Here is a 23,851-nt window from a genome sequence, read left to right as displayed (position 1 = left end):
CGCGCATTCACCTCCGCTGAGGCAGGAGACCCGGGGCACCCGCCACCAGCCCGTGGAGGGCGCCCCCTTCGCGTCCGTCCCGCCGATGTCGGTGGTGGCGGTTACGGTCGTCGGCATGGAACAAGAACGTGCCGGATGCTTCGCCCCGCTGCCCGGACGGGACGGCCATGTCGGTGGTATCGAGTCGCTCACGCTCGACGGTCGGCGCCACTACTTCGGATTCGACCACAGCAGCGACATCGTTCTCTCGCCGCTGATCGACGACCCGGACGCGATGGCGGCCTTCGCGAGCGCGCACATGCGGCAGACCACCGGTACGCACGACGCGGAGTACTGGGCGGATCTGGTCGCCTACGCCGCCGAGAGCTCGGCCTTGGCGGAGGACACCGAGCGCGAGTTCACCACCGAGGGGCTGCGCGGTCGGCTGCCGGCCTCCGGCAGCCATCTGCTCTATCTCCTGGGCGCGGCCACCGAATGGGACGACTGGTTCGACGAGTCACCGAAGGCCGAACGGGCCTGCGAGCGACTGGGGTTGGACGAGGAGGACCCGGAGTTCATCGACCAGTGCCTGGACGCGGTCCGGGAACACGGCACCCGGGCCCGGCCCGACGAGTGGACGGTGGTCCGTTTCCATCTCGGTGCGGCGATACGGCATCTGCCGGGCAACTGGGGGACGTTGTTCGCTCCGCTCGCGGAGTGCGTCGCGCACCTGGAGTGAGCCGGTCCTCACGGAACGAGCCCGCTCCGCGTGCCGGACGGTGAGCCGGACCACGCGGCGGCATTTGGGTCTCGGGGCGCGCACGGGCTCCCGGGCCGCGTGCCGGGGCCCATGGACGCGGTCCCGGCACGCGAGACGGCCCCGCGCCCAGTGCTGCGACCGGAAAGGTTCACCGGCTCGCGACGCCCGGCACGGCACCTCGCCGCGTTATCGCGTCACCCGAGTACGTCCTGTACGAGGGCGATCCTCCGCCTTGCGATGCACCGCACCGGACGCCGCGAGCTTCCCGGCCACAGCACTGGACGCTGCCGAGACGGGCCCGCGCCTGAGCGCGGGCCGGCCTCTTGCTGGGGGATGAAGTCGAGGGGCCGTCAGTAGCGTCCGCCACGCCCGCGGCCGCGTCCGTAGCCTCGTCCGTGGCCTCGGCCGCGTCCGCGCCCGAAGTCCCGGCCGCGTCCGTAGCCTCGGCCGCGTCCGCCGTAGTCCCTGTCCCTGTCCCCGTGGCTGAAGATGCTCTGAATCTTCATCTTCGCCTCCTTCGTAGGATTTTGAGGGCGCCGCTCCTTGCTCCTGCAGCGGCACTACCGACACTACGACGACCCTCTACGGCCAACAACTCGTGGGAGTCGCAACCCGGGTCGGGATTCTTCGCTGTCCGTGACTTCTCGGAGTTGTTTCCCGATTTCTGCCGCCGGATAAGTTGTTTTCCTCCTGGCATCCGGGTGAATCAGCATTTCCGGTGATCGAGCCGAAAAAAGCTGCGCCGCCGTCCTTTCGGTGTTCCGGTGAACAGGGGGCGACGGTGCCGATATGGTCACATGTCTCTGACTGGTTCGGACGCGGGGAAGCGATCCGTATTCCCCCTCAGGGGCACATGGCGACGCGGCCCCGTGTCCTGTTCGCGAGGGCGACATAGGCGCCTTGCCGTTCTCCGGACCGTATCGGCCGGTGACGGGAAGCGGCCGGAAACTTGCTCGTTCGAAGAACGGCCTGAGCAGGTCGAGGCGTGCGCCGCTCCGCGTGGCGTCGAGCCGACGGCTGTCGCACCCCAGGATCCGCGTCCCGTTGACGCCTCCTCGAAACTCGGCCGTTCGGGTTCATGGGCCAGGGCCGTTGCGGATCCGACGGCGACGACCGCTTCGCAGTGCTGCCGTGCCACGGGGTCGGGGACGTCGGTGACATGCCGGGCGTCGGGATCTCCGGAACGACTGAAACGCAGAGCACGCATCACACGCCTTTCCAGGAATTCATTCAACTGGCCAGCTGGGTGCGGGTTTCCGGAAGGTGGGAACGAAGGTCCCGTCAAATTCCTGAAGGAATCCGGTGCGACGACGGTGGGGTGTACCCGTTTCGGGCCTTTGATTTCATGCGGAACTCTTTTTTCGAACGTCGGGACTCATTTGTCCCGGTGTCAGGTCCGAACGGTCGGTTCCGCGGGGCCGTTCATCTTTTTGCCATGACTTTCGGTCCGTGCCGACGGGTGGGTGCCGCTCCTTCTTCGGTGACCACGGGAACGGGAGAATTTCCGGCCGTGGAGAATTCGCGTCATGGGCGGTCGGTGACGGCGCTTCGACGGTGAGTGAGAGGCGGAAGGGGCGTGCCGTCGGCCTGGGTGCCGCACAGCCGGTGGGTGAGTACGGTACGGCGGGCGCGCAGCCGGTCCAGCGCGAACGCCGCGATCACCGCGCCCACCATGGGCGCCACCAGGTACACCCACAGGAAGGCGAGCTCGCCGGACGCCACCGCCGGACCGAACTGGCGGGCGGGGTTGACGCTGCCTCCCGAGCTGGTGCCGAGCAGGGCGATGGCCGCACCGATCAGGAATCCGACGAGCCAGGGAACGACGGGGGCCAGCCGGGGGGTCTGCAGGAAGTACCCGACGAGATACACGATCACGCCCATGCCGGCGGCCTCGGCCGCGAACAGCCAGCCGTCCGTCCAGCCCGGAGCGGGTCGCAGCACGGCGTAGAGGACCGGGGGCCGCCCGACCACCGGGCCCCACACGGCCCGGGCCGCGAGCACCCCCAGGAACGAGCCGATGAGCTGCGCCAGGACGTAGGGGGCCACGGACACGCCGGGGAAGACGCCGAAGCGCCACATGGCGAGGGAGATCGCGGGGTTGATGTGCCCGCCGGAGAGCCGTCCGGGCCGGCTGAGGATCAGCCCGGCGAGGAGCAGGCCGACCGCCGCCCCGACGACCAGCAGCTTGAGGTGGACCCCGGGAACCGCCTGGGAGAGCGCGGAGGGGCCCATGACCCAGCGCACGATCGTGGTGACACCGAAGAGCAGCACGAAGGTCAGGAGGCATTCGAGAGCGCTGCGCCCCGCGACGGCCGACGGCGTCGTGGGGCCCTTTCCCGGTGGGGCGGGCGGGGCCGATGTGCTGGACGGGGCGGGGCCGGTGGTCATGGCCGCGATCACCTCCGGACGGCGTGGGGGACGAGGCGTTGGGGGCGGTGTGCGGGGTCAGGCCGGAGAGCTCTTGCGGGCGGGCAGGTAGTGGGTGACTTTGAAAGGGTGGTCGGGGTCCACCAGGGACCGCGCGCGCTCCTCGGTCTCCCGGTCGAAGCCGGTGAGACGGCCGCTGTGCTGCCGCAGGTGCTCCTTCCAGGAGGCCACCAGGAAGACCTCCAGGTACGTGTCGGGATCGGTGCCGTCCCGGTAGAGGTCCCAGCTCACCGCGCCGGTGCGCAGCCGTGAGCGGCCCATGGCCCGCATGGACTCGATGAAGAGATCGGCGTTGTGGGCCGGTACGACGTACTCGATGGTGACGAGGACCTGTTCGTCGTCCTCCGCGGGTTCCAGCACCATGGTCGGGGCCGCCCAGTGCATCGAGACCGAACGGTCCAGCGGCGAGTCGGGTACGGCGAGCATCAGCCCCGCCAGCGATGCGGCCGCGAGCACGACGGCGGCGATCAGCAGGGCCGGCACCGGGCCGACCCCGTCGGCGACCTTGCCCCAGACGGCGGCGCCGATCGCCATTCCGCCCTGGAAGATGGTCAGGTAGAAGGCCAGGGCCCGCGCCCGCACCCAGCCGGGCGTCGTCACCTGCATCTGGGCGTTGAGCATGGACAGCACGCCCACCCAGGCGACCCCGGAGAACACCAGGACCAGACCGACGGCCCAGGGGACGCGTACCACCGCCAGCAGCGCCAGGGTCACCGCGAACAGGAGCCCACCGGTGGTCAGCGCGGCATTGCTCGACCAGCGTCTGCGCACCCGGGGCAGGAGGGCGGCCCCGAGGACCGCGCCCACCCCGACCGCTCCGAGGAGCAGACCATAGCCCCCGGCCCCCAGGCCCAGCCGCTGCCGCGCGACCACCGGCAGCAGGGCCCACAGGGCGGCGGCGCAGGGGACGAACAGCAGCGACCGGCCGAGCACCCGGCGCACCCTGGGCGCGTTCCGCACGTAGCGGTTCCCGGCCCTCAGGGCCGGGAGGATCCGTTCGGCTCCCATCGGGTCGGGCTCGGCCCGGCGGTGCCAGGTCGTGAGCGCGCCCAGGGTGACGAGGAACGACGCCGCGTTGACGGCGAACACCGTGGCGGTGCCGGCCAGCGCCACCACCAGGCCGCCGAGGGCCGGACCGATGGCCCGGGCGAGGTTCATGTTCACGCCGCCGAGGGCCGCGGCGGAGGGGATCTGCTCCCTCGGCACGAGTTCCGGCTGGATGGCCTGCCACGCCGGGCTCATCAGGGCGGTGCCGCATCCGAGCACGAAGGTCAGGGCCAGGACGCCGTAGGAGTCGATCCGCCCCAGCGCGGTCAGCGCGGCGAGCAGCCCGGCGGCCGTGAACATCAGGACCTGGGCGGCCAGCAGCAGTTTGCGGCGGTCGACGATGTCCGCCAGGGCGCCGGCGGGGATGCCGAGCAGGAGGACGGGCAGGCTGGCCGCCGTCTGGACGAGGGCGATCAGCCCGGCCGACCCCGATTCCTGGGTGATCAGCCACTGCGCGCCGACCGTCTGCATCCAGCCGCCGACGTTGGAGACGAACTGCGCGATCCACAGGGTCCGGAACACACGCAGCCGCAGCGGTTGCCAGGTCGACACGGCGGCGGAGTCCGGAGCGGGCGGTTTCGCGCCGGCCGTCGTACCACCGTCCCTAGGAGGTGTCATCCGTTGTCGCTCCCTGCACGGGTATGGGGTGAGGTCGGACGACGGGTCCGGTGGTCCGTTCCCCGGGCACCGGACCCGTGGTCCGCCTCAGTGCCCGGACAGCATGGCGCGGGCATAGACGACTCCGACCCCATATGCCCCGGCGTGTTGCATGACCACGTCCATGACCGGGTCATAGGTCTCGGTGCGGCCCCAGTCGCGCTGCCATTCGAGCAGGGTGGTCAGCCAGGTCGTGGGCACGACGCCGTTCTGCATCATGCGCTTCACGGCGTTGTCGTGCGCGGCCACGGACACACCGCCGCACGCGTCGGTGGGCACGTACACCTCGTACCCCTGGTCCACGGCGGACAGGGCGGCGAGCGAGATGCACACCTCGGTCCAGAGTCCCGCCATCACGATCTTGGGGCGGCCGGTCGCCCCGACGGCGTCGACCACCCGCTGGTCCTCCCAGCAGTTCATGGTGGTGCGGTCGATGGGCTCGGTGTCCGGGTACACCTCGGCCAGCTGCGGAAGCAGCGGCCCGGAGAAGCTCTTGGACGCGACCGTGGTCAGGACGACCGGCACGCCGAACACCTTGGCGGACTTGGCGAGCCCCACGGTGGCGTTGATGATGTCGCCCCGGTCCGCGTTGGTCGTGCCGAAGAACATCTGCGGTTGATGGTCCACCATCAGCAGCACGCTGTTCTCCGGGCTGAGGAGCGAAGCCGCGGGGTCGGCCTTCACGTTCTGCGTGTTCACCACGATGCTGAACCTTTCGTCCGAAACCGTGTCTGCGCGGCGGACTGCCGCGGCCCGGTGGCGCCTTCGGCGGCCGGGAGCGACGGTCCGTCGGCCCGCTACAGGACGAAACAGGCGTCGAAGATCTCGGAGGGGCGGGTGCCGTCCTGGGCGAAGCCCTGGGCGATCCGCCACTGCCGGTGCTCCTCGGACTCGGCCACGGCCTCGACCAGCGCCTGCGCCTGCTGCACCCCGGAGGGCGGGGTGGGGGCCACCGTCCGGTGGTAGCCGCCGAAGCAGGCGACCGGGCTCCAGGACGGCTCCACGCCGGGCAGCGGAGCGGCGAGACCCTCGAACTCCCCGGCCGCGTAGACGATGCGGCCGCCGACGACGGTCAGCAGGGACTCGATGTGGGAGATGTCCTCCTCCGGCACCGAGAAGAAGTCCTCGGACAGCACCGCCAGGTCGGCGTAGTAGCCCTCCTTGAGGATCCCCTTGACGTCGCTCTCACCGCTGAGTTCGGCACCGGCCACGGTGTACATGTGGAGCGCGGTGGCGCGGTCGATCCGGTTCTCCGGGGACGCCAGCTGCTGCCCCCCGATACTGCGTCCGCGCACCAGCCACTCCAGGGACAGCCAGGGGTTGTAGCTGGAGACCCGGGTGGCGTCGGTACCGGCGGCGACCGTCAGGCCGGAGTCGAGCATCCGGCGGATCGGGGGAGCGTCGGCGGTGCGCGCGGCCCCGTAGCGTTCGCTGAACGCGCTTCCCTGGAACATCATGCGGTTCTGGATGGACAACGCGCCGCCCATCCGCGCGATCCGGTCGAGGCCGGCCTCGGACACGGTCTCGGCGTGGTCGAAGAACCACGGCACGCCACGGGGGAAACCGCCGTCCGCCGCGACCTTGGCGAAGACGTCGAGGTTGGCGCGGATCGTCTCGTCGTAGGTGGCGTGCAGCCGGAAGCCCCAGCCGTTGTCGAGCAACAGGCGTACGGCCGCCTCGAGTTCGCTGTCCGCCCGGTCGGGGCGGGTCGGCCGGGGCTCGGTGAAGTTCTCGTAGTCGGCGGGGGACCAGGCGAGGTTCTCCCCCGCGCCGTTCAGCCGCAGCCACTCGTCGCCGTCGCCGGGGCGCACCATGCCGATCCACCGCCGCAGGTCGTCCAGTTCCTGCCCGGCGGTCTGCGGGAAGAGATGGTAGGCGATACGCATGGTCAACAGGCCCTGTTCGGCGAGCTTCATCACGGCCCCGTAGTTCTCGGGGAAGTTCTGGAAGCCGCCGCCCGCGTCGATGGCGCTCGTCAGTCCGAGCCGGTTCAGCTCGTGCAGGAAGTGCCGGGTGGAGCCGATCTGTTCGTCGTCCGACAGCTTCGGTCCCTTGCCGAGCGTGGCGTACAGGAGCCCGGCGGCCGGGGCGGCCAGCAGCATGCCCGTGGGCTCGCCCGAGTGGTCGCGGACGATCTGGCCCCCAGGAGGCGCCACGGAGTCCTTGGTGAAGCCGACCGCCTTCACCGCGGCATGGTTGAGGATGGCCGACTGGTACAGGTGCAGCACGAACACCGGGGTGTCGGGGGCGGCGGCGTTCAACTCCGACACGGTGGGCAGCCGCCGCTCGGCGAACTGCTCGCCGGTCCAGCCGCCCACCACCCGCACCCACTGACCCTTGGGCGTGCGCGCGGCCTGCTCGCGCAGCATCCACAGACCGGTGCGCAGCGAGGGGACGCCGTCCCAGCGCAGTTCCAGCAGATAGTTCAGACCACCGCGGATCACGTGCAGATGGGAGTCGTTGAGCCCTGGAACGATCCGGCGGTTGAGCGCGTCGACCACCCTGGTCCGCCGTCCCACGAAGGGAGCGACGTCCGAGTCGTCGCCCATCGCGGTGATACGGCCGTCGCGTACGGCGAGGGCCGAGACGGCGGGGCGTGCGCGGTCCCCGGTGAACACACGGCCGTTGCGGACGATCAGATCGGCCGGTTCCCGTGCGTCGGGCGCGGGGGAAACGCCGTCCACTGGCATGACGTTGATCATGAGAACGCTCCATGGCCCCGGGGCCGGGAGGCTTGCTCCCACCCGTCGGCCGGTCGGTACTCGGCTGGATCAGGTACGGCACGGGCCGGCCCGCGGACCGGTCCTGCCGAAGGGCTGGTCGCCGCGGCTGTCGACTTCGGCGGTGGCCGCCCTCACGGCGGGAGCGATGTCCGTTCCCGAGCGGGCCGTGCCGTGGCCGGTCGGCCGGTACCGGGCCCGTGCGGGGACTCGGTCGCGGAGGACGGGCACCCCGCGGTGACGACGGTGGGGCGGGCGGCGATGGGCACCGCGCGGCACGGTCCGAGCGGGTGGTCCATGGGATCTCCGAACTGTGTCCGGGAGAGGCCGAAGCCGGGAGGGGGGACCCGATGCGTCCCGGTTCGGAGGCTAGTTACGTCGCCCTGGGGCGGCATCTCGATCTCGCGCACCGGTGGTCGTCCGGTTCCGCGGAGGTCCGTACGGCCCTTTGCCCGGAAGGCCCGGGGCGGGGGAGGGCGGCGGCCGTGTGCCGAACGGCCTCGCGGGCGGGGCCGGTCGAGTGAAACTCGCGGGGTCCGGTGCGCGGGCTCGCCGATCGGGGCCCGCGGGAGAAGAGCGTGGACCGGTCGGGTGACGGGGTGCCCGGCCCGGATCGTCAGCCCGCTCCGTGCAGCAGGCGGCAGAGCTCGGCCTCCACGTCGAGGTCGTCCGTCTCCCGCCCGGCCGGAACCAGGTGATACGTATGGGTCAGCCAGTCGGTCACCACGCGGAGCGGGGCGGCGAGCCGGGCCCGGCCCGCCGGGGAGGAAAGGGCGAGGTTGAGCACCATCCCGTGCCCGGCGCCGCTCGGCCAGAGGCGTATGTCCCCGTCACCGGTCGGCCGGAGGACACCGTCGGCCAGGAGGTCGCGGGCGAAGGTCCACGTCACCGGTGCTTCGGTACCAGTGTGGAAGGCGAAGGTCACGGCGTACGGATCGTCCGATCCGTAGCGCAGGGAAGCGGGCACCGTGACGTGCTCGTCAGGGGCGAGCACGAGTTCCATGTCGAGCGACTTGTCCAAGTGGTAGGCCATGGCCTGATCAACTCCTGGGCACCGGGGGCGGCTGCACCGCCTTGAGGGCGGCGGTGCAGCTCATCCCGGGATCAGCGGAAGATGTGGTGGCCGAAGCCGTGCGGAAGGCTGGTCACCGCGATCCACGTGCCGTGGACCGAGTGGTAGAGACGGTGGCCGTCGTAGCGGTAGTGGCGGCCGTGGTCGTCGCTGTACCAGCTGCTGCCGGTGCGGTACCAGGTGCGGTAGCCGTCCCAGCGGCTGTCGCGGTCCGAGCGGTGGTCGCGGTCCCAGCTGCTGTAGCGGTCCGAGTGGTGGCCGTTGTGGCCGCGATCGCTGCGGTGGTCGTCCCATCCTCCGTGCCCGCTGGTGCTCACGGAGTGAGAGACGGTCGCCGCTCGCTCGGCCGCGGGGCGGGGTGCCGCAGAGGCGGCGCCGGAGCCTGCCAGCAGCGCACCACCGGCGATTGCGGTGGCGACGGCCGTGGCGGCGATCCGCCGTCCGATCATGCGGTTCAGCATTGTCGTTCTCCTTGCTCCTTCCGCGACCGCAGGGTTGGCGGCCACGGAACTCATACCGGGTTGTCCGGGTATATCCGAACCCTACGCGAGATCTAGTTGAACGTTGAACGGCTGTCTCGTGAGGTATTTCACCTGATCGATAAGGGGAGGAAGGGAGTAAATGGGGCGGTCGGGATGTCTCGCGGGAGTGGGCCGATGGCATGTCGAGGGGTGTGCTGTCGTCGGGCGCGGCAGATGGCCGCGTGTCGGCGCGCGTGGTGTCGGCCGGTCCGGCGGGCTCTGCGCGAGGGTGTCCCCGGATGCCCGTGTCATGGTCGCCCGGGTGGTGAACTCGCCCGTCTGCCGGGCGAGTCGGGACATCCGGGTGGTCGACCGGTCCGCCTGGGTGCGAAGGTGTGGCGAGTGAGCGGCCGGTTGTCCGGGGGAGCGGAGGCGGCGGGGGGCGCCGCCGGGGGATGTGCGTGGAGCGGTTGTGCACCGTAGGCCGTCCGCCCTGCGAAACGGGCGCAGGGCGCCTGTTGTTGCCGCGCGATGAAGCGGGCGAAGGGTGCTGTGCGCGGCCCGAGCGGTGGCGCGGGGAAGGGGCGTGCCCCTTTCGATGGCCCGGTCGGACGAATGGATAGCCTGGGGAAATGCTCACAGAAGTGACAGCGACCCGTTACGTCACCCCTTTGCGTGAGGGCGGCTCGCTCCCCGGGATCGTCGAGGCCGACGACCTCGGCACGTACGTCATGAAGTTCACCGGCGCCGGACAGGGCCGCAAGACGCTCGTCGCGGAGGTCGTCTGCGGCCGGCTCGGGCAGCGGCTCGGGCTGCGCGTTCCCGAACTCGTACGGATCCAGCTCGACCCCGTCATCGGGCTCGCGGAGCCCGACCAGGAGGTGCAGGAGCTCCTGAAGGCCAGCGGCGGGCTGAACCTCGGGATGGACTTCCTGCCCGGGTCCATCGGATTCGACGCGCTCGCCTACCAGGTCGATCCCCGGGAAGCCGGACGCGTCGTCTGGTTCGACGCGCTGATCAATAACGTCGACCGGTCCTGGCGCAATCCGAACATGCTGGTGTGGCACGGCGATCTGTGGCTCATCGACCACGGTGCCACCATGATCTGGCACCACAACTGGCCCGGCGCCCAGGCGTCCGCCGCCAAGCCGTACGACGCGTCGGACCACGCGCTCGCTCCCTTCGCCCCCGACATAGCGGCGGCGGCCGCCGAACTCGCGCCGCTGGTCACCGAGGAACTGCTCACCGAGGTCACGGCAGAGATCCCCGACGAATGGCTGGTCGACGAGCCGGGCTTCGACTCCACGGACGAGCTGCGCCGCGCCTACGTGGCGGCGCTGCTTCCCCGCGCCGCGACCATTCACGAGCGGATCACGATGGCCGGGCCCACGCCCCCCAGGCCGTCGCAGGCGCCCGGCTGGCTGACCGGGGGCGATCCCTGGCCGCACCCCACCAGGAAGAACGACGAGGACGGCACCGACACGAACGACGAGGACGGCCACCGGTGAGCGAGCGCGATGTCTTCGAGTACGCCCTGCTGCGCGTGGTGCCACGGGTGCAGCGCGGCGAGTGCTTCAACGCGGGCGTGGTCGTCTACTGCCGTGCGCGGGGCTTCGTCGCCGCCCGCACGCATCTCGACGAGGCCAAGCTGATGATGCTGGATCCCGCCGCGGACGTGGCCGGTGTACGGGCCGCACTGCACGCCGTCGAGGGCGTCTGCCAGGGCGGCGCCGACGCCGGTCAGGCCGCGGGTGACGACGCGGGTCGCCGCTTCCGGTGGCTGATCGCGCCGCGCTCCACCGTGATCCAGCCGGGGCCCGTGCACAGCGGCCTCACCTCCGACCCCGGGGCCGAGGCGGAGCGGCTGCTCGACCTGCTGGTGCGCTGAGCCCTCCCCGCTCCTTCGCGTCCACCACGCCACCGCCCGGCCCGGCGCACGGCGCCGCCCGGAACACCCGCCCGCGGTGTTCCGGGCGGCGCCGAGCCATGTGACATGCGCCCCTGCGGCCGTGGGCCGTTGACACCGGGTGCCGGGGCTTCTAGCGTCTCGTCTGCTGAAGGTACTAAGCGGTCGCTCAGTCATGGGAGGTCCGGCGCGACGCGAGGTTCCGCGCCGGGCCCCCGACGTCCGCTGAGCGGCGATCCAAGGGCGAGGAGAACCAAGCATGTCCACCACCGAGCAGCGTGTCGCCATCGTGACCGGAGCGGCGCGGGGCATCGGCGCCGCCACCGCGGTACGCCTGGCGGCCGAGGGCCGGGCCGTCGCCGTACTCGATCTGGACGAGGCGGCCTGCAAGGACACGGTCGAGAAGATCACCGCGGCCGGGGGCACCGCGCTCGCCGTCGGCTGCGACGTGTCGGACGCCGCCCAGGTGGAGGCCGCGGTCGCGCGCGTCGCCGCCGAACTCGGGGCCCCGACGATCCTCGTCAACAACGCGGGCGTGCTCCGCGACAACCTGCTTTTCAAGATGTCCGAGTCCGACTGGGACACCGTGATGAACGTGCACCTCAAGGGCGCGTTCCTGATGGCCAAGGCCGTCCAGAAGCACATGGTGGACGCCGGTTTCGGCCGGATCGTCTCGCTGTCCTCCTCCTCCGCGCTCGGCAACCGCGGCCAGGCCAACTACTCCGCCGTCAAGGCCGGCCTGCAAGGTTTCACCAAGACGCTCGCCAAGGAGCTCGGCAAGTTCGGCATCACCGCCAACGCCGTCGCCCCCGGTTTCATCGTCACCGAGATGACCGCGCAGACCGCCGCCCGGATCGGCATGGGCTTCGAGGAGTTCCAGGCCGCCGCGGCCAGTCAGATCCCGGTCCAGCGCGTGGGCCGTCCCGAGGACGTCGCGGGTGCCATCGCCTTCTTCGCGGGCGACGAGGCCGGCTTCGTCTCCGGCCAGGTCATGTACGTCGCCGGCGGACCGCTCAACTGACGCGGGGGACTGAGGACATCATGACTGCGCAGGACAGCGGGCGGGTCGCGCTCATCACGGGCGCGAGCCGCGGCATCGGCTACGGCATCGCCGAGGCGTTCGTGGCCCGCGGGGACCGGGTCTGCATCACCGGACGCGGCGAGGACGCGCTCAAGGAGGCCGTGGAGCGACTCGGCTCCGACCGGGCGATCGCGGTGGCGGGCAAGGCGCACGACGAGGCCCACCGGGAGGCGGCCGTCGAGCGAACCATGGAGGCGTTCGGCCGGATCGACTTCCTGGTCAACAACGCCGGGACGAACCCGGTGTTCGGCCCCGTCGCGGACCTCGACCTCGATGTCGCCCGCAAGGTCTTCGAGACCAACGTGGTCTCGGCGCTCGGCTTCGCCCAGCGGACCTGGAAGGCGTGGCAGAAGGAGAACGGCGGGGCGATCGTGAACATCGCTTCGGTCGCCGGCCTGTCCGCGTCGCCGTTCGTCGGTGCGTACGGCGTGAGCAAGGCGGCCCTGGTCAATCTGACCCTCCAGCTGGCGCACGAGTTCGCGCCCGCCGTCCGGGTCAACGCGATCGCGCCCGCGGTCGTGAAGACCAGGTTCGCCCGGGCGCTGTACGAGGGCCGTGAGGCGGAGACGGCCGCCTCCTACCCGCTCGGCCGTCTCGGAGTCCCCGAGGACGTCGGCGGTGCCGCCGCGTTCCTCACGTCGGACCAGGCCGGCTGGGTCACCGGGCAGACCCTGGTGGTCGACGGCGGGTTGTTCCTGAATGCCGGAGTGGGCTGAGACGGCCTGAGGGGATTTCACCGATATTGACTCAAGTGACCTGTCGGGGCTGTGAATTGACCCGGCAGGTCACTGCGGTAGGGTCTGCCGTCCCATGGCTGATCGAGGAGCGTTCACGTGTTCTACCGGGCCAGTCTGCAGGCCGCTGCAGTCCTTGTCTCCCTATCCCTGCTGGCAGGCTGCGGACTTCTCTCCGACGGTGGTTCGAAAGTCGAGCAGAAGATAGTCGTCGGTACGACCAGTGAGCCCTCCACACTCGATCCGGCGGCGGCGTGGGACAACTCGTGGGAGCTGATGCGGAACGTCTTCCAGACGCTGGTGAGCTTTCCCACCGGCAGTACCCGTCCCGAGCCGGACGCCGCGGAGTCGTGCAGGTTCACCGACAGCAGCAGCACGGCCTACCGCTGCAAACTGCGCAAGGGACTGAAGTTCTCCAACGGTGACGATCTCGACGCCGAAGCCGTGAAGTACTCCATCGACCGGATATCGGCGATCAAGGTCAAGGGTGGCCCCGTCGGCATGCTCGGCTCCCTCGACCGGGTGGAGACGAAGGGGAACGACGTCGTCGTCTTCCACCTGACCAAGTCGGACGCGACCTTCCCGTTCATCCTCGCCACCCCCGCGATGTCGCTGGTCGCGCCGAGCGAGTACTCGAAGTACAAGATCCGCGACGACGGCAAGGTCATCGGCTCGGGCCCGTACCTCCTGGACTCCTACAAGCCCGGGAACCGGGCGGAACTGGTCAGGAACCCTGACTACAAGGGTTTCGCCGACCGGAAGAACGACGCGGTGACCATCCGGTACTTCAAGGACTCCGCCCACGTGGTCGCGTCGCTGAAGAAGAAGGAGATCGACGTGATCTACCGCGGTCTCACCGCGGACGACGTCGTCGACCTGGAGTCGGGCGGGGGCGCGAAGAACGAACTGAAGATCGTCGAGACGGTCGGCGCGGACATCCGGTTCCTGGTGTTCAACCCCGAGGATCCCGGCGCCGGGAACGTGGCGGTGCGTCGGGCCATCGCCCAGCTCGTCGACCGCGACGCGCTCGTGGCCAAGGTCTACCGGGGTACCGCCGAGCCGCTGTACTCCATGGTCCCCAGGGGCATCGCCGGGCACACCACCAGCTACTTCGACGCCTACGGGGACCCGGACCCGGCCAAGGCCAAGCGGATCCTGGAGCGGGCGGGCGTCACCAAGCGGGTCGCCCTGACGCTCTGGTACACCACCGACCGCTACGGCTCCTCCACGGCCGCGGAGTTCACCGAGCTGAAGCGCCAGCTGGAGGACTCCGGACTGTTCCGGATCACGCTCAGGAGCAAGCCCTGGAAGGAGTTCCAGGAGGGCTTCACCAAGGGGGAGTACCCGGCCTTCGGACGCGGCTGGTTCCCGGACTTCCCGGACCCGGACAACTTCATCGCCCCCTTCGTGGGCAAGGACAGCATCACCGGGATGCCCTACCTGGAGAGCGAGATCACGGACCAGCTGCTGCCCCAGACCCGCAAGGTGAGCGACCGGGGCGCGGTCAGCAAGCAGTTCGAGCGGGCCCAGCAGATCCTGGTCGAGGACGTCCGGCTGCTGCCGCTGTGGCAGGGCAAGCTGTACGTGGCGTCCGGCGACGACATCGGCGGCGGCGAGCGCGCCCTCGACCCGCAGGTCGTCATGCAGATGTGGGAGTTCTACCGCAAGGCCAGCTGGTAGCCGGCCGATGCCGTGACCGGAGGGGGCCCATCCGACGACGTCCGGTGGGCCCCCTCCGGTCACGGCGGCAGGGGCTCGCCCGGCCCGTTGTCAGTGGTCCCCGGTAGGTTCTCGGGTGAAGAACGTATTACTTACCGGAGGTTGTCGACGTGTCCTACACCGACCTGCTGCCCGAGTCCTGGCGCGGCGTCCTCGGCGAGGAGCTGGAGAAGCCGTACTTCAAGGAGCTCACCGAGTTCGTCGAGGAGGAGCGGGCCAAAGGGCCGGTCTATCCGCCGCGCGACCAGGTGTTCGCGGCCCTGGAGGCCACGCCGTACGAGAAGGTGAAGGTCCTCGTCCTCGGCCAGGACCCGTACCACGGGGAGGGACAGGGACACGGGCTGTGCTTCTCCGTGCGGCCCGGTGTGAAGACGCCGCCGTCCCTGCGGAACATCTACAAGGAGATGAAGGAGGAGCTCGGCCTGCCGATTCCGGACAACGGGTATCTGATGCCGTGGGCCGAGCAGGGCGTGCTCCTGCTCAACGCGGTCCTGACGGTCCGCGCGGGCGAGGCCAACTCGCACAAGGGCAAGGGCTGGGAGAAGTTCACCGACGCGGTGATCCGCGCGGTCGCCTCCCGTCCCGACCCGGCGGTCTTCGTGCTCTGGGGCAACTACGCCCAGAAGAAGCTGCCCTTGATCGACGAGACGCGTCACGTAGTGGTGAAGGGCGCGCACCCGTCGCCGCTCTCCGCCAAGAAGTTCTTCGGCTCCCGTCCGTTCACGCAGATCAACGAGGCGATCGAGGCGCAGGGGCACGAGGCCGTCGACTGGCGCATCCCCGACCTGGGCTGACGCCTCGGGCCCGGAGGCCGCCGTTCGACGGAACTGCCGGCCGGGCCCGCACCGGCTCCGGCAGGACCTTCCGGCCGGAGCCGCACGTATCCGTACGCGTCCGGGGGCCTCGCGGGTCTCCAGGAGTCCGGGGCGGTGTCCTCGCCACCTCGGGGGAGGGGAGGGACGCGCCGTGCGCCGCCCCGGTACGGGAACGCTCCTGCGCCGCGCGGCCCCCGATGGCCGGCCGCGTCGGTCCCCGGACGCACCGGACGCCGCGCGCACCGATCCACGGAGATCCGCGCAGATCCGTCGGACAGGCCCTAGCGTTCGAGGGGGAACGGGTGGACCGGACGAGGAGGCCGCGGTGACCGAGCAGCGGGAGGCGTCGCCGGACGCCGTCATGACCAGGATCGGCCAGGCGATCATGCTGCTGCACGGCGGCGACCGGGAGGAGGCCCGCAACCGTTTCGGAGCTCTCTGGTCGGAGATCGGCGAGGACGGCGACGCCCTGCACCGGTGCACCCTCGCCCACTACATGGCCGACACCCAGGACGACCCCGGCGACGAACTGGCCTGGGACCTCAGGGCCCTGACCGCGGCCGACAGCCTGACCGACGAGCGCATGACGCAGCACTCCGACGCCCTCGCGGTGCGGGTCCTGTATCCGTCGCTCCACCTCAACCTCGCGGCGGACTATGTGAAGCTCCAGCGGCACGACGAGGCCCGGACCCATCTGGACCGGGCGCGCGCCGCCTCCGGGGTGCTCGCGGAGGACGGGGCGGACGACGGGTACGGGGGAGGGGTCCGCGCCGCCATCGCGCGGCTGGAGCTGCGCCTGCGGGAGATGTGAGCGGGTGGCCCGTCCGCACCGGACGGGCCACCCGCTCGTCGTGCTCGCCGGGGTCAGCGGCCGTAGGTCTCGTCGCAGATGCGGGACTGCGGGCTGCCCGCCGGCCAGTGGCCGTACCCCCGTCCCAGCGCGCAGACGTCCCGCCCGGACACCGGGGCGGGCAGGACCGGTACGGGTGCGGGGACCACGGGCGGGGCCTGACGCGGACGGTGGCGCACCGCGCCGGTGTGCTTCCGCTGCCGGGGAGGGCGCGGTGCGGCCCGGCGCGCGTCCGGCGGCGAGCCGTGCGCGGGGGAGGGCGAGGCGGCGGACGGACCGGCGGCCGGCTCGACGGCCAGGCCGTCGTGGACCGGTGGCCGTGCGATCTGGGGTTCCAGGTCCGGGGAGGGCCTGCTGTTCCCCGGCCGGGGCGGAACGTCCGGCTGCGGCGTCACGGACACGCAGCCGGACAGCGTCGCGACCGCCACACCGGCCAGGAGTTTCACGATGGTTCTGGTTCGTTGCACCCGAGCAACTCTGCTGTGCGGACCCGGTGTCGGGTGAGCCGGGAAGCCGGGATTGGCCCGCACGAGTGACTCCGGTCGGCGCAACGTCCCGCCGCGGGCCGGTGCGTCACCCTTTCGGACCCCGCGCAGGACGGACCGGCCGTCGCCGCCCTTGCCGACAGGAGGCAGCCGCGGCGCACGTATGCTGCCCGGACGAAGCACGCGCGCGGCCGCCCGGGTCACCGGGCCGACCGGGCCCACCGGGCGAACGCCGGGGCAGGCCGACGCCGAACAGTGAGAGGGAGTACCCGTGAAGGTCGGATGCATCGGGCTCGGCGACATCGCGCGGAAGGCGTATCTGCCGGTTCTGACCGCTCTTCCCGGGATCGAACTGCACGTGCAGACCCGCACCCCGGCCACCCTGGCCGCGGTCGCCGAGGCCCACCGGATCCCGGCCCGGCAGTGCCACACGGACCTCGGGTCGCTGATCGCCCAGGGGCTGGACGCGGCGTTCGTGCACGCGCCCACCGCCGTGCACCCGCACATCGTGGAACGGCTGCTGGAGGCGGGGGTCGCCACGTATGTCGACAAGCCGCTCGCCTTTGAACTCGCCGATTCCGAAAGGCTGGTGAGCCTCGCCGAGGAACGCGGGACGAGCCTCGCCGTCGGCTTCAACCGCCGGGTCGCACCCTCCTACGCACAGTGCGCCGAGCACCCGCGCGAACTGATCCTCATGCAGAAGAACCGGGTCGGCCTGCCCGAGGACCCGCGCACCATGGTGCTCGACGACTTCATCCACGTCGTCGACACCCTGCGCTTCCTGGTCCCCGGCACGATCGAGCACGTCGTCACGCACGCCAGGATCGTCGACGGTCTGATGCACCACGTCGTGCTGCTCCTGTCCGGCGAGGGCTTCACCGCCGTCGGCACGATGAACCGGCTCAGCGGCTCGACCGAGGAACGCCTGGAGGTCTCGGGCCAGGACGCCAAGCGCGAGGTCCTCGATCTCGCGCAGGTGATCGACCACAAGGGGCAGCCGAGCGTGCGGCGGCGGGGCGACTGGGTGCCGGTGGCCCGTCAGCGCGGCATCGAGCAGTGCGTGCTGGCCTTCCTGGACGCCGTACGGGCCGGGACGGTGCTCAGCGCCTGGGACGCCCTGCAGACGCACGAACTGTGCGAGCGCGTCCTGCGTGACCTCGGCTGCACCTGACCGGGCCGTACCCGGCACGCACCCGCCCCGTACGCGCCTGCGGCTACCGGTCGGTCCTTGGCGTCGGCCCACCGGGCACACCGCCCCCGGCGCCCCGGTCGCGCCTCCTCGCGGCCCGCACGCCCACGGACGCGGCGTACACGACCAGTACGGCCGCCGCCCCCACCGGCGGCCAGTCGCCCCACCGGACGTACAGGGTGGTGCCGGAGGCCAGGGGCACGTCGAACACCGCGGCGCCACTGGTGTCCGTACCGAGCGGGGTGCCGATCCGCTCGCCCCGGGGGCCGTACACCGCACTGACGCCCGTGAGCGTGGCGTGCACCACCGGGCGGCCGTTCTCGGCGGCCCGCAGCGCCCCCAGCGAGGCGTGCTGTTCGGGGGCCCAGCTGTACTGGAACGTCGAGGTCGACGACTGGACCACCAGGAGCTGCGCGCCGTCCCGGGTCAGCCGACGGCTCATGTCGGGGAAGGCGGACTCGAAGCAGATCAGCGGTCCGATCCGCAGCCCTCTGCCGTGGACCGCGTCGGGGAGCGGCATCGTCACCGGACGGGTGCCCCGGAGCCGGTCCTCACCCGCCGCGCGGCCCACGGACGTGGCCCAGCCGAGCAGCGAGCGCGCCGGGACGAACTCACCGAACGGCACCAGCCGCATCTTGTCGTAACGATCTCCGGTCAGACCGTCCGGGCCCACCAGCATCGCCGACTTGAAGATCCCGCTCCGGCCCGATCCGTCGCTCTGCCGGGCGTCCGCGTTGATCAGCACGTCCGCGCCCACCCGACGCGACAGCGCCGCGATCCGGGCGGTGACGTCCGGATGCCGGGCCGGATCCACACCGACGCTGCTCTCGCCCCACACCACCAGATCGAGGCCGCGTCCCGCCAGCGATCCGGTCAGCCGCTCACCGGCCGCGAGCCGCCGCTCGACGCTGTGCGGGCTCGTGAGCACACCGGGCTGCACCACGGCGATCCTCGCCACCCCCGACGGCCGGGGCTGCGGCGCCCACCCGGCCGCCGCCCCCACCGACAGGGCGCACAGCGCGACGCCGACGACACCGGCCTTCCGCGCGGCACCGGCCACGAACAGCAGCACGACGGCGGTGTTCACCGCGACCACCAGGAGACTCACCAGCCACACACCGCCGACCGAGGCCACGCGGAGCGCCGGGGCCACCTCCCACTGGCTCGCTCCGAGCAGTCCCCAGGGTCCGCCGAGTCCCTGCCAGGAACGGACCGTCTCGATCAACAGCCAGGCGCACGGCACCACGACGAGGGCGGCCGAGGCCGCCGCGGCGGACACCCTGCCACGCAGCAGCCGGAAGACCAGCAGGCCCCACGGTGCCCACAGCAGCCCGAGCAGCGCCGCCAGGATCAGCAGGAACACATGCAGGCTCGGCAGCAGCCAGTGATGCACGGCGAGCAGGAACCCCGTCCCGCCGAGCCAGCCGTCGAGCGCGGCCCGGCGCCCCGTACCGGCCGACCGGATCAGCAGCAGCCACGGCACCAGGGCCACGTAGGCGAACCACCACAGGGAGGGCGCCGGGAACGCGAGCGCGGGCAGCGCACCGGCGAACAGCGCGAGGCCCCCGCGCCACGGGGTGGACCGCAGCACGCGCTCGCACCGACCGCGCCGCTCGGGCGGGCCGTGCTGTTCCGCCCGCTCCCGCCGCTCGGACGGGCCGTGCCCACGACACGGCCCGTGCCGTCCGCGCTGTCCGTACCGCTCGTGCCGACCGGTCGGAACCCGCATGCCGCGCCTCCTCGTCCCGCCTGGTCAGCAGTCTCGCCCCGGGACCCCCGTTCCGCAGTTCTTCCCCGGTGCCGGGGAGCGGAAGCACGACGGGCGGGCCCGCCCGGGACCGGCACCGGTGCCGGGGCGGGCCCACGTCCGGGCTGCGGTCAGCAGGGCACCACGGCCACCGGGCCGAGCGCGTGGCTGAGCGTGGTCTGGGCGACGGGGGAGAGGCCGAGCCCCAGCGACTCGCCGCCCCGGCGCCGGCCGATCACCGTCAGGGCCGCGGTGGCCGATGCCGTGACGAGCGCACGCGAGGCGGATCCGCCGACCGCCTCCCTGACGACCTCGACCTGCGGGTACTGCTCCCGCCGGCCGGCGGTGAGTTCGGCGAGGGTCCGCTCGGCCGAGGCCGCCGCGGCCTCCCGGTCGAAGACGGGACCTCCGGACAGCATCGAGGAGACCATCGTCCAGCCGTGCACGATCCGCAGCCGCGCACCGGGCCGGGCGGCGGCCGCCGCGAAGGCGAACTCCAGCACCGCCTCGCTGCTCTCGTCGGCGGCCACGCCGGCGACGACGTCCCGCAACTCCTCCTCCCGGCCCTCCTCCGGCGTGCCGTGGACGACGACCACGGGGCACTTGGCCATCGAGGCGATCGCCATGCTGTTGGACCCGAGCAACAGCGACCGGAAACCTCCCAGCCCGCGGGAGCCGACCACCACCAGGGACGCGTCGCGGCTGAGCGAGGTGAGCGCCGCCGCGGGGAAGTCCATCGGGGTGAGCGTCGTCGGGTGCAGGGCGGGCGCGAGCCGGGAGACCCTTCGCACGCACTGGGTGAGCAGCTCCTCCGCCTCGCGCCGCTGAGTCTCCTGGACGGAGTGCGGGGCCGGCGTCCGGGCATGCACGACGACGAGCGCGAGCCCGCGCCGGACGGCCTCGCGGGCGGCCCAGTCGAGGGCTTCGAGGCTGTGCGACGAGCCGTCGACGGCTGCGATCACGGGAGGCTCGTTGGTCATGGTGTTTCCCTCCAACATCTGCGGTACGCGTCCCAGGCTGGTACGCGCCCACGCGGTACGGCAGGGACTTTCGGCCCCAACCACGCCACGAGGCCCGTTCCCGTGCTCCACGAACGCCGAAATGCAAAACAAACGATGAAATGCGAACTTTGAGGCCAAAAGCCTGAATGGCTCGATACTGGGACCATGACACAGAAAACGTCCCCACCGCACGCCCCGGCGACTCTTTCCGTGAAGGGCCGGGACATACGGGTCCGCACGGTCGGGATCGTGGCGTTGACGGCCGTCGCGATCTGGTTCATCGCCGCGAACACGGTGTCCGTCGCCATCCGGCTGTGGATTCCCGTCGTCGTCCTGCCGCTCTGGGCGGTGCTGACCGTGACCCTGCTGGCCGGGCTGGTGCTGGGAGCGCTCGTCTCCCGTCGCCGGGCCAGGCGCTGAACCCGCCCGGGGCGCGTCCGCCCCGTGACGGGTTCAGTGCCTGGCGGCCCGGGCCGTGTCGTCGAAGTGCCGTCTGCCGTGCGACGCCCGGCGCACACGCTCGCGGCGTTGTCGGACACGTCCCCGTGCGTTCGGTACGAGGACGGACACCCGTTCATCAGCCGCGTCAACAACGCTGCGGGTCAATACACCTGGTGCTGTGACCGGGAAGGTTTGCCGGGCGTCGCGAGCCGGTGAACCTTGCCAGTCACGGCACTAGCCCGCGGACTCGCCCGCGTGCGGGCTCAGGACCCCCGCTGCGACCAGCGCGAACAGCACCAGTCCGAGAAGGACGCGGTAGACGACGAACGGCATGAAGCTCTTGGTCGTGATGAACTTCATGAACCAGGCGATGACGGCGTAACCCACGCCGAACGCGATGACCGTCGCGAAGATCGTGGGTCCCCACGACACGTGTCCCTCGCCCGCGTCCTTCAGTTCGAAGACACCCGAGGCGAGCACCGCCGGAATCGCCAGCAGGAACGAGTAGCGTGCAGCGGCCTCGCGGGTGTAGCCCATCAGCAGACCACCGCTGATGGTGGCGCCGGAGCGGGAGACGCCCGGGATCAGCGCCATGGCCTGGCAGAAGCCGAAGATCAGGCCGTCCTTGACGCCGAGCTCCCGGAGCGTCTTGCGTTCCCTGCTGGCCCGGTGCCTCCCGCCCACCTCGTCGCGGGCGGCGAGCCGGTCGGCGAAGCCGAGGACGATCCCCATCACGATCAACGTGGTGGCGATGAGCCGCAGATCGCGGAACGGTCCCTCGATCTGGTCCTTGAGCGTCACACCAAGCACGCCGATGGGGATGGATCCCACGATGACCAGCCAGCCCATCTGGGCATCGTGATCACCGCGCATCGACCGGTCGAACAGTGAGCGGAACCAGGCCGAGACGATCCGGACGATGTCCTTGCGGAAGTAGATGAGGACCGCCGCCTCCGTGCCGATCTGGGTGATGGCGGTGAACGCCGCACCCGGGTCGTGCCATCCGGCGAACGCCGCGGTGAGCCGCAGATGCGCACTGGAGGAGATCGGCAGGAACTCGGTCAGTCCCTGAACGAGGCCCAGGACGAACGATTCGAACCAGCTCATGGGGCTTTGGCCATCCCGGAGGTGATCATGCATCGGCCGACAGGCACGAATGCCTTCGGAAACATGCGGATTTGCGGTCGAATCAAGGCAAGGTCATGCCAGGCCCTGATGACTTCGGTCGGTCGCGGGCAGGGTATCGCCCTCGGATGAACGGGACGACGCACACCCCCGCCGCCGGTCGTGGCCGGGCCCCGGCGGCGTCCCGCCGCGCCCGTGCCCGGGCCACGCGGCACAGCACGCTCCGGGCCCGGCGGTGGCGGTGGCCCGGACCACGCGGCGGGGAACGCCCCGGGTCACCGGGCGGAGAGGCGGTGCCGCCTGCGCCAGGCGACGACGGCCGCGCCGAGCCCCGTCAGCACGATGAAGCCCGTCGCCGCCAGGAACGCGGGCGACGCCGGTGAGGCGGCCTCGCTGCCCGCCACGACGTACGCGGCGGTGTTCGGCACCGAACCCAGCCCGGTCGCCGCCAGGAACGCCGGGCAGCCCATGCGCGAGACCGCCGCACAGTAGTTGGCCGCCGCGAACGGCACACCAGGGAACAGTCGCAGCGCCAGCATCGAACGGAACCCGTGCCGGCTCAGCTGACCGTCCGCCGCCCGCAGCCAGCGCCCCCGCAGCAGCGTGCGGAGCGCGTCCTGCCCGAGCACCCTGCCCAGCGCGAAGGAGATGCCCGCGCCGAGGACCGTGCCCGCCAGCGCGGCGCCCAGCCCCGCCTGCGAACCGAAGAGCGCCCCGGCGGCGAGATTGAGCAGCGGCCGGGGAACGAAGGCCACCGTGCACACGCCGTACGCCGCGGCGAACAGCACCACGGCGGCGCCGCCGCCGTCCGGTCGGTCCGGCCATCCGGTGGTGAGCAGCCGCTGGGGCTCGAACAGCAGCATCGCCGAGGCGGCGGCCACCAGCACCACCACGAGCAGCGAGAACCGGGACCAGGGCGAGAGCAGCGCCCTCGTGCAGCGCACGGCGAGGCCCTCGGCGGGCCGGGCGGCGGGGGCGGGGTCGAGCATGCGGGGAGACTAGCCGACCGCGTACGCGACGACGGGCCGAGCTCCCGCGTACGGACCGGGCCCGCGACCGCCGGACCCACCGGAAAACCGGTCGACGCGGGCGTGCGTCCCCGGCCATCATCGGACGCATGGTCCGGTACGCCTTCCTCGCAGCGCCGTCCGCCGTCGCGGACGCGCCGAAGGCTGCCGTGAACTCCTTCTTCGCGACGGCAGTTGTCGCGGCGGCGCCCGCCGCGTCCGTGGCTCCCTTCGACGGCGCCCGAAGCTGACCCTCCCCCGACAGTCCGGCGGACCCCGCAAGGGGAGGGTCGGCAGGGCCCTGGGGTCTTCTTCTTCCCGGCATCGATCTTCCAAGGAAAGAGCCATGTCCAAGACGGCATACGTACGCACCAAGCCCCACCTCAACATCGGCACCATGGGCCACGTCGACCACGGCAAGACCACGCTGACCGCCGCCATCACCAAGGTCCTCAGCGACCGCGGAACCGGCACGTTCGTTCCCTTCGACCGGATCGACCGGGCGCCGGAGGAGAGCCGGCGGGGCATCACCATCAACATCGCGCACGTCGAGTACGAGACCGACACCCGCCACTACGCCCACGTCGACATGCCCGGACACGCCGACTACGTAGTCCGCTCACCCTGT

At 71.4% G+C, this 23,851-nt stretch carries 22 protein-coding genes and 1 pseudogene; 12 read left to right on the top strand and 11 right to left on the bottom strand.

From position 1 onward, the window contains the following. Window positions 1-115 precede the first annotated feature (115 nt). Window positions 116-718, top strand: coding sequence for a hypothetical protein (locus AMK22_RS07955; RefSeq protein ID WP_079185966.1), 603 nt, complete (start codon window positions 116-118; stop codon window positions 716-718). Window positions 719-2,263: 1,545 nt separating this feature from the next. Here the strand turns inward: AMK22_RS07955 and AMK22_RS07950 are convergent. The 6 genes from AMK22_RS07950 to AMK22_RS07925 all read right to left on the bottom strand — a co-directional run bounded on the left by AMK22_RS07950 (window position 2,264) and on the right by AMK22_RS07925 (window position 9,123). Further along, window positions 2,264-3,127 carry an MIP/aquaporin family protein gene (locus tag AMK22_RS07950; protein ID WP_079185984.1) on the bottom strand — a complete coding sequence of 288 codons (864 nt, stop codon included), beginning with the start codon at window positions 3,125-3,127 and terminating at the stop codon, window positions 2,264-2,266. 57 nt (window positions 3,128-3,184) lie between these two features. Continuing rightward, complete coding sequence (locus tag AMK22_RS07945) at window positions 3,185-4,831, bottom strand: MFS transporter (protein WP_073782672.1); 1,647 nt, start codon at window positions 4,829-4,831, stop codon at window positions 3,185-3,187. Window positions 4,832-4,918: 87 nt separating this feature from the next. Continuing rightward, window positions 4,919-5,572, bottom strand: coding sequence for a hydrolase (locus AMK22_RS07940; RefSeq protein WP_073782670.1), 654 nt, complete (start codon window positions 5,570-5,572; stop codon window positions 4,919-4,921). A 95-nt stretch (window positions 5,573-5,667) separates the two neighbouring features. Next, complete coding sequence (locus tag AMK22_RS07935; RefSeq protein WP_242433869.1) at window positions 5,668-7,572, bottom strand: amidohydrolase; 1,905 nt, start codon at window positions 7,570-7,572, stop codon at window positions 5,668-5,670. A 634-nt stretch (window positions 7,573-8,206) separates the two neighbouring features. Next, entirely contained in the window at window positions 8,207-8,623 is a 417-nt protein-coding gene (locus AMK22_RS07930; RefSeq protein WP_073782668.1) for an SsgA family sporulation/cell division regulator, read from the bottom strand. A 71-nt stretch (window positions 8,624-8,694) separates the two neighbouring features. Beyond that, the gene (locus AMK22_RS07925; RefSeq protein ID WP_073782666.1) at window positions 8,695-9,123 is read right to left on the bottom strand and encodes a hypothetical protein; all 429 of its coding nucleotides are present in this window, start codon (window positions 9,121-9,123) and stop codon (window positions 8,695-8,697) included. Window positions 9,124-9,755: 632 nt separating this feature from the next. Here AMK22_RS07925 and AMK22_RS07920 point away from each other — a divergent pair. The 7 genes from AMK22_RS07920 to AMK22_RS07890 all read left to right on the top strand — a co-directional run bounded on the left by AMK22_RS07920 (window position 9,756) and on the right by AMK22_RS07890 (window position 16,189). Then, window positions 9,756-10,631 (top strand): HipA family kinase, encoded by an 876-nt coding sequence (locus AMK22_RS07920; RefSeq protein ID WP_199883149.1) that lies wholly within the window; start codon window positions 9,756-9,758, stop codon window positions 10,629-10,631. Beyond that, entirely contained in the window at window positions 10,628-11,011 is a 384-nt protein-coding gene (locus AMK22_RS07915) for a DUF3037 domain-containing protein (RefSeq protein ID WP_073782664.1), read from the top strand. The genes AMK22_RS07920 and AMK22_RS07915 overlap by 4 nt, the downstream gene beginning before the upstream one ends. A 277-nt stretch (window positions 11,012-11,288) precedes the next feature. Then, window positions 11,289-12,050 carry a 3-oxoacyl-ACP reductase FabG gene (gene fabG / locus AMK22_RS07910; protein ID WP_073782662.1) on the top strand — a complete coding sequence of 254 codons (762 nt, stop codon included), beginning with the start codon at window positions 11,289-11,291 and terminating at the stop codon, window positions 12,048-12,050. Window positions 12,051-12,070: 20 nt separating this feature from the next. Beyond that, on the top strand, window positions 12,071-12,826 hold the full coding sequence (locus AMK22_RS07905) for an SDR family oxidoreductase (RefSeq protein ID WP_073782660.1): 756 nt from the start codon (window positions 12,071-12,073) through the stop codon (window positions 12,824-12,826). 117 nt (window positions 12,827-12,943) lie between these two features. Further along, window positions 12,944-14,524 carry an ABC transporter substrate-binding protein gene (locus AMK22_RS07900; RefSeq protein WP_073782658.1) on the top strand — a complete coding sequence of 527 codons (1,581 nt, stop codon included), beginning with the start codon at window positions 12,944-12,946 and terminating at the stop codon, window positions 14,522-14,524. A 149-nt stretch (window positions 14,525-14,673) separates the two neighbouring features. Continuing rightward, window positions 14,674-15,357, top strand: a complete 684-nt coding sequence (locus AMK22_RS07895) for a uracil-DNA glycosylase (protein ID WP_073782656.1) — start codon at window positions 14,674-14,676, stop codon at window positions 15,355-15,357. Window positions 15,358-15,703: 346 nt separating this feature from the next. After that, a complete protein-coding gene (locus tag AMK22_RS07890) occupies window positions 15,704-16,189 on the top strand; it encodes a tetratricopeptide repeat protein (protein WP_073782654.1) in 486 nt (161 codons plus the stop codon). 53 nt (window positions 16,190-16,242) lie between these two features. On the opposite strand, the gene AMK22_RS07885 is transcribed toward AMK22_RS07890, so the two are convergent. Beyond that, the gene (locus tag AMK22_RS07885) at window positions 16,243-16,695 is read right to left on the bottom strand and encodes a hypothetical protein (protein ID WP_242433868.1); all 453 of its coding nucleotides are present in this window, start codon (window positions 16,693-16,695) and stop codon (window positions 16,243-16,245) included. Window positions 16,696-16,984: 289 nt separating this feature from the next. Between AMK22_RS07885 and AMK22_RS07880 the strand changes: the two genes are divergently transcribed. Then, a complete protein-coding gene (locus AMK22_RS07880; protein WP_073782650.1) occupies window positions 16,985-17,884 on the top strand; it encodes a Gfo/Idh/MocA family protein in 900 nt (299 codons plus the stop codon). A gap of 43 nt (window positions 17,885-17,927) precedes the next feature. Here the strand turns inward: AMK22_RS07880 and lnt are convergent, their stop codons facing one another. Then, window positions 17,928-19,631, bottom strand: coding sequence for an apolipoprotein N-acyltransferase (gene lnt, locus AMK22_RS07875; RefSeq protein ID WP_079185965.1), 1,704 nt, complete (start codon window positions 19,629-19,631; stop codon window positions 17,928-17,930). A 149-nt stretch (window positions 19,632-19,780) separates the two neighbouring features. Continuing rightward, window positions 19,781-20,629, bottom strand: a complete 849-nt coding sequence (locus tag AMK22_RS07870; RefSeq protein WP_073782648.1) for a universal stress protein — start codon at window positions 20,627-20,629, stop codon at window positions 19,781-19,783. 186 nt (window positions 20,630-20,815) lie between these two features. Here AMK22_RS07870 and AMK22_RS07865 point away from each other — a divergent pair, with 186 nt between their 5' ends. Beyond that, complete coding sequence (locus AMK22_RS07865) at window positions 20,816-21,070, top strand: hypothetical protein (RefSeq protein WP_073782646.1); 255 nt, start codon at window positions 20,816-20,818, stop codon at window positions 21,068-21,070. 255 nt (window positions 21,071-21,325) lie between these two features. On the opposite strand, the gene AMK22_RS07860 is transcribed toward AMK22_RS07865, so the two are convergent. Together AMK22_RS07860 and AMK22_RS07855 are read right to left on the bottom strand one after the other, a co-directional pair. Then, a complete protein-coding gene (locus tag AMK22_RS07860) occupies window positions 21,326-22,198 on the bottom strand; it encodes an undecaprenyl-diphosphate phosphatase (RefSeq protein WP_073782644.1) in 873 nt (290 codons plus the stop codon). 293 nt (window positions 22,199-22,491) lie between these two features. Further along, entirely contained in the window at window positions 22,492-23,205 is a 714-nt protein-coding gene (locus AMK22_RS07855) for a TVP38/TMEM64 family protein (RefSeq protein ID WP_073782642.1), read from the bottom strand. A gap of 128 nt (window positions 23,206-23,333) precedes the next feature. Between AMK22_RS07855 and AMK22_RS39960 the strand changes: the two genes are divergently transcribed. Both AMK22_RS39960 and AMK22_RS07850 read left to right on the top strand, forming a co-directional pair. Beyond that, complete coding sequence (locus AMK22_RS39960; RefSeq protein WP_199883148.1) at window positions 23,334-23,474, top strand: hypothetical protein; 141 nt, start codon at window positions 23,334-23,336, stop codon at window positions 23,472-23,474. 95 nt (window positions 23,475-23,569) lie between these two features. Continuing rightward, a pseudogene (locus AMK22_RS07850) lies at window positions 23,570-23,836 on the top strand (GTP-binding protein); the annotation flags it as partial. Window positions 23,837-23,851 lie beyond the last annotated feature (15 nt).

The organism is Streptomyces sp. CB01580 (assembly GCF_001905795.1).
In the GTDB taxonomy this organism is placed as follows: Bacteria; Actinomycetota; Actinomycetes; order Streptomycetales; family Streptomycetaceae; genus Streptomyces.
This window is presented reverse-complemented; position numbering and strand designations above follow the sequence as displayed.